Raw genomic sequence first — 13,079 nt, forward strand, 5'->3', positions numbered from 1 at the left:
TCATGAAGAGGGTACTAATATCATTTTTAATAGTTTTTGTATCAGGTTTCTTGTCTCAGATTACAGGCCAGGTGAGAAGTTATGAGGCTGAAGCTACAAAATCGATAGAAAAAATATTAAAATTATCAGACTCTAAGGCTTCAGGAGGATATGCTGTTAGTTTGACCAAACCGGGCCAAAGTCTGAAATTTTCTAATATGCCACTTGCTAATAAATTAGCGGTTCGATATGCTTCTTTAGGAGTTGGTACAATCAGCATTGTAGTTAATAACCAGCAGGTAAGAAAAGTAAATGTTCACTCATCAGGTGCTCTTACAGGATCTTTTCTCTTTTCAATTATTGATATTGAAATTCCAAGGAATGCATCAATAACCATAAAATTAGAAGAGAATGATACTCCTGTAAATATCGACAAAATAATTGTTGGAAAAGGCGATTTAGGATTACCGTCCGATATCTGGAATTTGTCTCCTTTGATGGTGAGTGAAGGTCCATATCCTGCCGATTGGAAAGGGTTAAGTCGGATTTACTCTGTACCAGACTGGTGGCGAGAAGCTAAATTCGGGGCGTGGTCGCATTGGGATCCGCAATCGATGCCTGAGCAAGGCGATTGGTATGCTCGGGGTATGTATATGGAAAATAGCCAACAATATAATTATCAGGTGCAACATTTTGGTCATCCATCAGACTCTGGTTATAAGGATATTTGTCAAAACTGGGTGATTGATAAATGGAATCCCGAAGAGCTAATAAATTTGTATGTGGAGATGGGTGCAAAATACTTTATGGCCATGGGAGTACACCATGATAATTTCGATTGTTGGGACTCCAAATACCAGCCATGGAATTCTGTAAATGTGGGTCCAAAACAAGATATTGTCGGTACATGGGAAAAAATTGCCCGTCAACACGGGTTGCGATTTGGAATTGGGTTTCATAATACTCCGGGACGGACTTGGGGACAGTTTATGACAGTACGTTACACAAGCGATAAAACGGGGCCAAAGGCAGGTGTTCCTTACGACGCGCTTCAAACTATCCTTGATGGTAAAGGAACATGGTGGGAAGGCATGGATCCTGTCGATCTTTACGGTTCGAAACATGATAAAAAAGATCCGCTGCTTTCACCGTATGCTAATCAGTTTATGTGGCGGGTTGATGATGCCATCACAAAGTATCATCCCGATATGATTTACTTTGATGAACATGCAGGAGACTCGCAAACTGATTTAGGTGTAAAAATGGGATTGGGTTTTCTTGCCCCTCAACTAATTGCAAATTACTACAACAAATCATTACAGTGGAATAGTGGTAATATGGATGTGGTGATTAACCTCAAAGCTGTAGGGGGGCCATATAATAGTTTTCAAAATAGCCCACAGTTGCTTCCTTTTGTTGATCGCTCTCTTGTAAAGAGTACTGAGGCTATCATCGAATCGGAGATTACGGCTTATTCTTTCCAAACTGAAACCAGTATCGCTGAATGGCATTACTTAACCGGTCAGAAATATAAGAATGCCAAGGAAATAATTGAACTATTGATGCAGAATGTATCGCGTAATGGCACGATGTTGCTCAATATTACCCAACATGGACGTGGTGATCTCGACCCTGAAGTGATTCGCATTTGCAAAGATATTGGTGCATGGCTGAAAATCAATGGAGAAGCAGTGTATGGCTCGCGTCCGTATGAAATTTTTGGTGATAGTACCGTTCTATACACTCGCAGTCAGGGAAAACTTTATGCTACACTTTTAAACTGGAATGGTAATCCCATAACACTTTCGGCACTTCACATAAACGGCGCAACATTAGGCAAAGTTTCCAAAGTCGAATTACTCGGATCGGATACCCCAATAAAATTTATTCAGGATGACAAAGGATTGACGATTACGCCTGAAAAATCGCCGCAAGCACTGCCCGGAATTACCGACCAATCGTTGGCAGCAAAATGTCGGGTTCTGCGTATCACACACGATAAAGGCTGGATCAATGATGATGATCCCGGAGCAAAAGCTCCCGGATGGCTTCGCAAATGCAATTTGGGTACCGGTGATTTTAATAATGACCTGACTACCAGTGAAACACCGGGTGATATGTGGAGTTGTTCATTTATGGGGACAAGCGTTAAAATAATTGCGCCAAAAGAAGTCGGGGCTGGGAAAATTGAGGTTATGATTGATGGTAAGACACATGCAACAGCTGATTTGTCGAATAATGGAGTGCGACAACCTCAGCAGATAGTTTGCGAAATATCGGGTTTGACCTCTGGAAAGCATCACATTAGTATTGTTAATATAGGTTCAGGGCCTGTAGCTATTGATGCTCTGGTTGTTAAATAGCTAATTGGTATAAATATTATATGAAACATATCCGCCGTCTTAAACCTTTTTGGATATTGACAATCCATATTATGGCGTATATGCTATAATGAGGAATTATTGAATAGATAAATAATAACCAAATATAAATCTGATAAACTATGATGAGAAAAATTTTTATGGCAGGTTTTATCCTGATCGAGACTTTGGCTGTCTCTGTATATAGCCAGGACAATACATTGTCACAGAAGACTCTAAAACAAGCATTTGCTGGAAAATTTCTTATCGGCTGCGCTGATGATCTGACCTCGAATAACGATGCCTATCAGGCAAGTATTAAAGCGCAGTACGACATTGTTACGCCGGAAAACTGTATGAAACCGCAGCCAATTCATCCTTCTGAAAATACTTATAATTTCAAAACCACCGATGCAATGGTTGATTGGTGTGAGAAAAACGGATTAAAAGTTTGGGGACATACCTTGGGCTGGCACTCACAAACTCCAACATGGTTTTTTCAAGCAGTAAACCCGAAGACTGAAGAAACTCAACCGGCAAGACGACCAGGAATGGGTTTTGACCCAAAAGCACCGCATCTCTCAATGGATGAAATGTGGGCCCGCAGCATTAAAGGCGAAATGGCAAGTAAGAAAGTCGCACTGAAACGTTTGGAGAAACATATTAAAACCGTGGTAGGACGATATAAAGGTCGTATCATTGGTTGGGATGTGTTTAATGAATCCATTGCTGATGGTGGTGACGGAACGACAGAAAATCTTAGAACCTTCAGTTGGTATAAGGTTGTCGGGCCGGAAGTAGTGACCAAAGCATTTAAATGGGCGCATCAAGCCGACCCTAAAGCGAAGTTGTACTACAACGACTACAACATTGAACAGGGTGCGGTTGAAAACAAAGGAAAACATGCCAGCTCATTGTTGCTGCTTAAACGTCTCATAAAAGAGGGCGCACCTATCACTGGTGTAGGAATTCAGGGACACTGGCATTTGGATACTAATCTTGCCGATGTTGAAAAAGCCATCGAGAACTACGCATCGCTGGGACTAAAGGTTTCTATCACAGAGCTTGATGTAACTGCAACGGGTGATAACAGTGGTGCTTTTGGTGTGAATCAGGGCGATAAAAAAATTCCGGCTGAGAACTATCTAAAGCAGGCTGAAGTATATAAAAAGCTATTCCAGATTTTCATGCGTCATGCTGACGTAATCGAACGAGTAACTTTATGGGGCCTCAGCGACACCCGTTCCTGGCGACGTGGACAGGATGCTCTTTTGTTCGATGGGCAATTGAATCCAAAACCAGCCTATCAAGCTGTTATTGAGACAAGTCAGACTAAATAATCTTTCTCGATTTGTCTCCTGACTGGAGTTGGAGTATTGAAGGAGAAATTGATTCAACAGAAAGTGCAGGGGACTATTTTAAGACGTATGTAGATTGGTATCGTAAATCGTTTAAAACTCTTGCTGATTGGAATTCTCAACTAACTATAAAATCAGACAGAAGCGACATAAATACCAAAACTTATTAATAATCAAACAAAACAATGATGAAGAAATTTTTATACGCCATGGCGTTTTTCTTATTTACATTGAGTGTCAGCGCTCAAACTGTATGGCTGGATCAGCTTGATCTTAGTGCAGCCACACAAGGATACGGAGTGCCTTCCAAGAACAAATCACTCGATGGTAAACCAATGACTATCGCTGGTCAGGTTTTCGAAAGAGGATTCGGAACGCATGCAGTGAGTTCGTTGACCGTATTGTTAGATGGTAAAGCAAAATCGTTTTCTGCTCAGGTTGGTATCGATGATGAAGTAAAAGGACACGATCCGGCTGCTGATTTTGAATTGTATGCCGATGGCAAGAAGATCTGGTCAAGCGGAACTATGCGTCTTGGGGATGCTGCAAAATCATGTAATGTAACTCTTGATGGTGTGAAAAAACTTGAGTTGGTCGTTGCTGATGGCGGCAACGGTAATTATTACGACCATGCCGATTGGGCGAATGCCAAATTTGAAATCAATGGAGCAAATACCTTGAAAACATTTAGTCCGGTTTCAAATGTACCCTATATTCTTACTCCTAAAGCATTAGCTACACCCAAACTGACAGGCCCAAAGGTTTATGGTGTGCGTCCGGGTTCCCCATTCCAGTTCCTTGTGACAGCGACCGGGGATCGTCCAATGACGTTTTCGGCTAAAGGGCTTCCTAAAGGGTTGACTATAAATCCGAAAACGGGTATCATAACAGGTAAGGTATCTCAAACTGGTACTTATACTGTTTCCCTTGCCGCTAAGAATGCAAAAGGAACAGCGCAAAGAAGCCTTTGTATCGTTTGCGGCGATCGTATTGCACTTACACCTCCAATGGGCTGGAATAGCTGGAACTGCTTTGCGAATGAAGTTTCTGCCGATAAAGTAAAACGGGCAGCCAATGCGCTTGTAAAAAGCGGATTGGTTAATCATGGCTGGAGTTATATTAACGTAGATGACTTTTGGGAAAATAACCGTGACTCGAAAGACCCTTCGCTGCGTGGCAAGTTTCGTGACGAAGCCGGATATATTATTCCCAACACACGCTTTGGCGACATGAAGGCTCTTGCTGATTATGTACATGGTCTTGGCCTGAAAATCGGCTTGTATTCCAGCCCCGGTCCATGGACCTGCGGAGGTTGTGCCGGAAGTTTCGGTTACGAAAGACAGGATGCCGAAAGCTATGCAAAATGGGGTTTCGACTACCTGAAATACGACTGGTGTAGCTATGGTAATGTGATCAATGGACTGCCTGAAAATGACCCGAACAAGGTTTCTTCATTATCATATAATGGAGGAAATGAACTGAATACTGCTATTAAGCCATATAAAGTAATGGGCGATTACCTTCGTAAGCAGCCTCGCGATATTGTTTACAGCCTTTGCCAGTATGGTATGTCGGATGTCTGGAAATGGGGCGATTCAGTGAGTGGCAACTGTTGGCGTACCACCAATGATATTACCGATACCTGGGTAAGTGTAAAAAACATAGCACTTGATCAGGATAAGTCGGCAGCTTGGGCAAAACCGGGCAACTGGAATGATCCGGATATGTTGGTCGTGGGTACTGTAGGTTGGGGAAATCCTCACAAAAGTAAGCTTAAACCAGATGAACAATACCTTCACATCAGCCTCTGGAGTTTGTTTTCAGCACCGCTGCTTATCGGTTGCGATATGGAACAATTGGATGATTTTACCTATAATCTATTGACCAATGACGAGGTGATCGAGGTAAATCAGGATTCATTGGGAAAACAGGCTACCTGTTTGCAAACTATCGGTGAGTTACGCATTTATGTAAAAGAACTAGAGGATGGTACCAAAGCAGTCGGTTTCTGTAATTTCGGCCTTGATTCAGTTGACTTGTCATACAAAGATTTTGCAAAACTCGGAATATCCGGCAAGCAGATTGTCCGTGATTTGTGGAGACAAAAAAATGTATGCAAAGTTTCAACATGGAATGACGCTCTTTCAGTAAAGATACCGGCTCATGGGGTGCTACTCTATAAATTTACTTCTGTTAAATAGATGTGTGTCATTTAATAGATAAGCCTTGAAAAGGATGGACTATAAAAAGCTCCATCCCCAACTTATTTTGATGTCTGAAAATGAATCTTCCATGTAATATAGATAAGATGCAGATTTCATAGAGGTGGTCTGACATCACATAATAACAAATCTAATACATATAACTGATATTTATTTTAGAATGAAAAAACACATTAGAATTTCGATCGTTTTTGGTCTTCTCTTTTTATTCGTTTCACTCAATCTGAAAGCACAGATAGAAGACTTGAAAGTAGGAACAACGACCCGGAAAATGTTGGTTTATGCACCTTCAAGTATTGTAAAGAACAGGCCCTTGCTTATCTCAATGCACGGGCTAAATCAGGATATTACATACCAGCAAAATCAGACACAATGGGAAACAGTTGCTGATGCAAATAATTTTGTCGTGGTTTATCCTGCCGGAGTAAATAATTCATGGGATCTTGGGGGAAACTCTGATACAGATTTCATTCTGGCTATTATAAATGAAATGGCTAATCGGTATGCTATTGATAGAGATCGCGTTTATCTTTCCGGATTTTCTATGGGAGGAATGATGACCTATCATGCAGCAAACGTGATAGCTGATAAAATTGCTGCTTTTGCTCCGGTAAGTGGTTATTTAATGTCCGGCCCAAATACCAATAGCTTGAGACCAATTCCGATCATCCATACCCACGGAACGTCAGATGATGTGGTTCCATTTAGTGGCGTGCAGGCTTGCATGGATGCTTGGGTTAAAAGGAATGGCTGTCCTACTACTGCTCAGGTTACGCAACCATACCCAAGCTCTAAACCAACGTCAAACGCAACAAAATATTATTGGGGACCAGGAACTGACAATGTAAGTGTAGTTCTTCTACGTATTGAGGGGGTAGGTCACTGGCATTCATCAAATCCTGCGGGGGTGAATACAAGTGAGGAGATCTGGAATTTTTGTAAAAACTACTCGTTAGGTTACGGTGTTCCCCGATTTGTATCAGCCTGTGTTACTGAAAACAATCCGAATCAAATTAATGTAAGACTTAGTAAATCACTAATCAATTCACAACCATTTACCGGATTCTCAGTGATGGTTGACAACCAATCAGCTCAAATCAGCAGCATTGCACTGGAAGATACATCTAAGTTGGTGATTAATCTGGTTAATAGTATTCAAAAGACCAATGATATAAAACTGTCTTATAGTGGTGGTAATGTAAAATCAATATATCAAAAAGCATTGTCGGCTTTTAGTAATGTTTCAGTCGATAACAATCTTATAGGAGCAGCACCTAAATTGGTTGAAGTCAAGACCAATGTTGGAGGTGATTCTCTTTTTGTAAAATTCAATATGGCAATGAAATTGCCGGATGATTTGTCTTCGCTTGCTTTGAATGCTACTTATAATGGAAAACTTCAAGTTCCGTTTAATAAATGTATTCTATCTCAAAATGACCCGACGCAGCTTATTTTCATTTTAAGCCAGAAAGTTTATGCTGATTATTCTCTTTCATTATCCTATTCAGGGAATAATATTTCAACTACAGATAATGGGCTGTTAAAGTCATTTGTGGATCTTCCAGTCAACAATTTCTCTAAAGGATTACCTGTAACTATACAATCTGGTAAACTTGAAACTGATGGGGTTTCGATAACTCTATCTTTTTCAAAACCTATGGTTGTATCGAGTGACCAGTATAAATATTTTTCGGTCAAGGTCAATGGCACAACATTTCCGTTGAAAAGTTGCTCTGCTTACATGAAAACAATCAACTTGACTATTTCAAATAACAGTATTCACTATGGGGATAATGTAATAGTTGGTTACACTCCGGGTAATGTTGTTTCTGCTGATAAAGGACCATTGACGGCTTTTAATAATGTTTCTGTGCAAAATGGAATGAATCCCCCGGCCTGGGTTCAATTACCTGCTAAAATAGAAGCAGAGGCATATACCGTACAATCCGGAACTCAAACAGAGCAAACAAGTGATACCGGAGGTGGACAGGATGTCGGTTGGATTGATACTGGCGACCGGATGGAATATGCTATTAATAATACTCTGACAAATTCACTTTTTGATTTTTCGTTTAGAGTAGCGTCTCCGTATAACGGCTGTAAATTTGATTATTATGTTGATGGTGTTAAGACAGGAACTATTACAATTCCTAACACTGCTAACTGGCAGAGTTTCCAGTCTGTTAATGCGACTGTAAATATTCCGAATGGGAAACATTATTTAAAACTAATCGCGACTTCCGGTGGATTCAATTTGAATTTTATAAATGTAAATGTCAAGTCAACAGGGGTAAATGAATTAAACGTTAAGTCTGTTACAGTGTCTCCTAATCCGGTAAACGATAAGATTGTGATACAGGCTGGTGATTTTGTATATACAAAGGTGGAGATAATTGATTTGACTGGTAAACAATTGTATCTGACAAACAATAATGCCCCTGAGATTAAATTGCCTGTAAACATCGTTGATGGAGTGTATTTGGTGAGAATCAGCAACGATGTTCAATCTTGTCTGTCAAAAATTATCGTTCGGAGAAAATAATTGATCTTGGCTTTTAATAGATACTACGTTATAAATGAAGAATTATATTATAGTTTTTTGGGGGGTATTCAGTTGTTTGTCGGCTTTGTCTCAGCGGGTAGCTGTAACTTCTCCCAATAAGAAGGTTAGCGTAACACTTTGTGTTCAGTCGAACACCGCAAATACCGGAGGTTGGTATTTGACGGTGGATTATAATGCTGAAGGAAAATCAACAACTGTCATTCCACAAATTCAACTTGGCCTTTTGCGCAGCGACCAGGATTTTTCCAAAGCGCTGAAATTAGTCAAGACGGGTAAACCGACCCTGATTCATGAAGAATATACGGTTTTGCATGGCAAACGTGCGCATTGTACCAATGCAGCCAACGAAGTGACAGTTGCATTTGAAACTCCTTCAAAGGCGAAGTTGAACCTTATTCTGAGAGCTTACAACGATGGTGTTGCTTTCCGCTACGAATTTCCAGAAAAATCCGGTTCGTTTGTGGTGAAAGACGAACTTACGGCTTATTCCATACCTGATAGTACCAAAAGATGGCTGGAAAAATACAACCCGGCTAACGAAGCGCTTTATTCTCCTATGGCAGATGGAAAAGTGCAGCAGGACTGGGGCTATCCGGCGCTGTTCAATACTCCTGACAAATCGTGCTGGTACCTGATTCACGAAGCCGGTCTCGACCGTAACTACTGCGGGTCAAAACTTTCCAATGCCGGAAAAAGCACTGATTATAAAATTACTTTTCCAGACCAATGGAATGGACGCGGAAAAGGAGAATCCCAACCGACCGTTACTTTGCCCTGGAAATCGCCTTGGCGTGTTATCATCGTCGGAGCGTTGTCCGATATTGTGGAATCAACGTTGGTTGATGATGTTTGTCCATCTTCTGTTGTAGCTAAAACCGATTGGATCAAACCCGGAATAGCTTCATGGAACTACTGGTCGGATAATCACGGTACAAAGGACTACAAAACCGTGTGCGAGTTTGCCGATTTGGCCGCAGCGATGGGTTGGCCTTACACCTTGCTTGATTGGGAATGGGATGCCATGGGCAATGGCGGAAAACTGGAAGATGCGATTAAATACATCAAATCCAAAGGTCTTAAACCACTGATGTGGTACAATTCAGGTGGAGATCACACCTGGGTGTCGGCTACGCCAAAAGACCGGATGCTGACCCATGAAAACCGCGTGGAAGAGTTTGCCAAACTGAAGAATCTGGGAGTAGCAGGGGTGAAGATCGACTTTTTTGAAAGCGAAAAGCAGGACATGATTAAGTATTATCTGGATATTCTGGACGATGCTGCAAAATTTCAGATGATGGTCTATTTCCACGGTTGTTTGGTGCCACGAGGTTGGGCGCGGACCTATCCGTACCTGATGACATACGAAGGTGTTCGCGGAGCTGAATGGTATAATAACGGACCCGAATTCACCACGACGGCACCCGAACATAACACCGTGTTGCCGTTTACCCGTAACGTGGTCGGCGCGATGGATTATACGCCGGTAACGTTTACCAATTCCCAGTTCTCGCACACTACTTCATACGGACACGAGCTGGCTCTGAGCGTTGTATTTGAGTCTGGAATCCAGCATTTTGCCGACAGACCCGAAGGATATTCTACGCTGCCTGATGCAGTCCGCACATTTCTGAAAGAGGTGCCGAATGTATGGGACAATACCAAACTGCTTGACGGTTATCCCGGTAAATACATCATTATTGCCCGTCAGAAAGGCAATGAATGGTACATTGGAGGCATTAGTGCTGACAACATGCGTGAGAAGAGAACAAAACTGGATTTCGGCTTTCTGTCTGAAGGTGTGAAATATAAGCTGACGTTGATTGCCGATGGCAAACACGATAAAGAGTTCGCTGCGCAATATCTGGTGGTAGATAAATCATCATCAGTAGATGTTAATATGCTCCGGAGAGGAGGATTTGTTGCCAGCCTGAGACCCTTGTTTTGAGACTAACAAATAGATTATTAATTAAATATACATGGAAACAACAATGTTTAAGAATTTTGTAAAAGGCATTTGTGTGTCTGCTTTTTTGTTGTTGGCTACAACATCCCGGGGGCAGCAGTTGCCCTATCAAAACCCGAACCTGAGTTCCGAAACGCGAGCCAAAGACCTTATTTCGCGATTGACGCTTACAGAAAAAGCGACACTGATGTGCGATCAGTCAGACGCAATTCCTCGTTTGGGAATTAAGAAATTTAACTGGTGGAGTGAAGCTCTTCACGGCTTAGCTAACAATGATAACGTGACTGTATTCCCCGAGCCAATCGGGATGGCCGCCTCTTTTAACGATGCACTACTATATCGTATTTACAGTGCAGTTTCCGACGAAACACGTGCCAAATACAACGAGTCAATGATTAGAGGGGAGGAAAATAAACGTTTCCTGAGCCTTTCTATTTGGACTCCCAATGTAAATATTTTTCGAGATCCTCGTTGGGGACGTGGACAAGAAACTTATGGAGAAGATCCTTACCTGACTTCACGCATGGGAGTTCAGGTCGTAAAAGGTCTGCAAGGACCGGAAGATGCCAAATACAGAAAGTTGCTGGCTTGCGCCAAACATTTTGCTGTTCATTCAGGGCCAGAATGGAGCCGACATACATTAAATGTAAATAATGTAGATCCCCGGGAGTTATGGGAAACCTATTTACCTGCTTTTCAGTCATTGGTTCAAAAAGCGGATGTCCGTGAAGTTATGTGCGCCTATCAGCGCCTGGATGATGAACCTTGTTGCGGTAGTAACCGTTTGTTGCAGCAGATTCTTCGTGACAATTGGGGATTTAAATACCTTGTTGTGTCAGATTGTGGAGCGATTGCCGATTTTTATACAACTCATAAAGTCTCTTCAGATGCGGTTCATGCTTCTTCCAAGGCTGTATTGGCAGGTACCGATGTGGAATGTTTCTGGGACAAATACCCTTTTAAAACACTTCCTGAAGCTGTTTCAAAAGGACTGATTTCGGAGGAGGAAATAAATAAGCATTTGTTGCGTGTGTTGGTCGGACGTTTTGACTTAGGAGAAATGGATGATGCTGCAATTGTACCATGGTCTAAAATCCCGGTTTCAGTCGTGAATAATCAGGAACACCGTCAATTGGCTTTAGATATGGCACGTCAGACAATGACATTATTGCAAAACCGTAATAATATACTTCCACTGGAAAAATCTTCGAAAAAGATTGCTGTTATTGGGCCTAATGCGACAGATGCTACGATGTTGTGGGGTAACTACAATGGAAAACCTGTACGGACTATAACTATTCTTGATGGTATCAAAACAAAACTATCTGCTGATAGGATAATCTATGATAAAGGTTGTGACCTGGTAGAAGATAAAGTAACCGAAACATATTTTCCCAAATGCTCTATCGATGGAAAAAAAGGATTTAAGGCGACTTACTGGAATAACAAGGATTTGAAGGGTGATATAGTTGCAACTCAGCAAATAGAAACTCCGATAAAAATGACTACCGCCGGGCAGCATGAATTTGCAAGTGGAGTTCGGTTGGAAGGTTTTTCGGGGCTTTACGAGACCGAATTTATTCCTGTAAGTAGCGAAGAAATTGTTTTTAAATGTGGCGCTACCGGTTCTTTTGAATTGCTGGTAAACGGTGATACGTTGGTTAAGTACACTACCTGGAAAACCACTCCATCAAGAATCCCATTCAAAGTGGAGGCCGGTAAAAAATATAAGATCGCGATTCGATATGCTCAGCTTGATAATTGGCAGGCTAATCTCGAGTTTAACTTTGGAAAAGATGTTGATGTTGATTACACAGATCTGTTGAATAAGCTAAAAGGAGTTGATCAGGTGATTTTTGTGGGCGGCCTATCTTCTCAATTAGAAGGAGAAGAAATGCCGGTATCGTATCCCGGGTTCAAAGGGGGAGACCGTACCGATATTGAGCTCCCGGCAGTTCAGCGTAATTGCCTGAAAGTATTGAAGCAAGCCGGTAAAAAAGTAATTTTCATCAATTGTTCTGGCTCAGCCATCGCCCTAACGCCTGAAACGAAAACCTGCGATGCTATTCTTCAAGCTTGGTATGGTGGCGAATCGGGAGGTCAGGCTGTTGCCGATGTGCTTTTCGGCGATTATAATCCTTCGGGAAAACTCCCTGTTACATTTTATAAAAGTTCCGATCAGTTGAAAGACTTTGAGGATTATTCAATGAAAGGGCGTACCTATCGCTACATGACCGACGCGCTATTTCCTTTCGGTTACGGCTTGAGCTATACCAAATTCGTTATCGGCAATGCTACCCTCGATAAAAATACGCTGAGTGCGAATGAGGCTGTAAAAGTGACGATTCCGGTATCCAATACAGGCAAGCGTCAGGGAACAGAAATCGTGCAGGTGTACGTTCATAAGGTAAATGATGTGGAAGGTCCGCTCAAAACATTGAAAGGATTCCAGCGTGTAAGTCTCAATGCCGGACAAAAAACAAACGTTACTATCGATTTGCCCGCCTCTTCCTTTGAATTCTACGACTGGAGCCAACGCAAAATGATGGTTACTCCGGGCGAATATGAAATATATTATGGCAATAGCTCAGATGCTAAAGACCTGAAAAAAACTACCGTTGTCATTCGATAAAT

At 41.7% G+C, this 13,079-nt stretch carries 6 protein-coding genes; all 6 read left to right on the forward strand.

What is annotated here, in order from left to right; translation table 11 throughout:
• Positions 1 to 2: 2 nt before the first annotated feature.
• The 6 genes from MLE17_RS08645 (at position 3) to xyl3A (ending at position 13,077) form a co-directional block, all read left to right on the forward strand.
• Entirely contained in the window at positions 3 to 2,342 is a 2,340-nt protein-coding gene (locus MLE17_RS08645) for an alpha-L-fucosidase (protein ID WP_243348380.1), read from the forward strand.
• Positions 2,343 to 2,482: 140 nt separating this feature from the next.
• The gene (locus MLE17_RS08650; protein ID WP_243348381.1) at positions 2,483 to 3,679 is read left to right on the forward strand and encodes an endo-1,4-beta-xylanase; all 1,197 of its coding nucleotides are present in this window, start codon (positions 2,483 to 2,485) and stop codon (positions 3,677 to 3,679) included.
• Between the two features lie 206 nt (positions 3,680 to 3,885).
• The gene (locus MLE17_RS08655; RefSeq protein ID WP_243348382.1) at positions 3,886 to 5,898 is read left to right on the forward strand and encodes an NPCBM/NEW2 domain-containing protein; all 2,013 of its coding nucleotides are present in this window, start codon (positions 3,886 to 3,888) and stop codon (positions 5,896 to 5,898) included.
• A 427-nt stretch (positions 5,899 to 6,325) separates the two neighbouring features.
• The gene (locus MLE17_RS08660; protein ID WP_410795612.1) at positions 6,326 to 8,461 is read left to right on the forward strand and encodes a carbohydrate-binding protein; all 2,136 of its coding nucleotides are present in this window, start codon (positions 6,326 to 6,328) and stop codon (positions 8,459 to 8,461) included.
• Between the two features lie 34 nt (positions 8,462 to 8,495).
• Positions 8,496 to 10,427 (forward strand): glycoside hydrolase family 97 protein, encoded by a 1,932-nt coding sequence (locus MLE17_RS08665; RefSeq protein ID WP_243348383.1) that lies wholly within the window; start codon positions 8,496 to 8,498, stop codon positions 10,425 to 10,427.
• A gap of 31 nt (positions 10,428 to 10,458) precedes the next feature.
• On the forward strand, positions 10,459 to 13,077 hold the full coding sequence (gene xyl3A, locus MLE17_RS08670) for a xylan 1,4-beta-xylosidase (RefSeq protein WP_243348384.1): 2,619 nt from the start codon (positions 10,459 to 10,461) through the stop codon (positions 13,075 to 13,077).
• The last annotated feature ends 2 nt before the right edge of the window (positions 13,078 to 13,079 follow it).

This window comes from Parabacteroides sp. FAFU027 (assembly GCF_022808675.1).
Taxonomy (GTDB): domain Bacteria; phylum Bacteroidota; class Bacteroidia; order Bacteroidales; family UBA7332; genus CAXXIC01.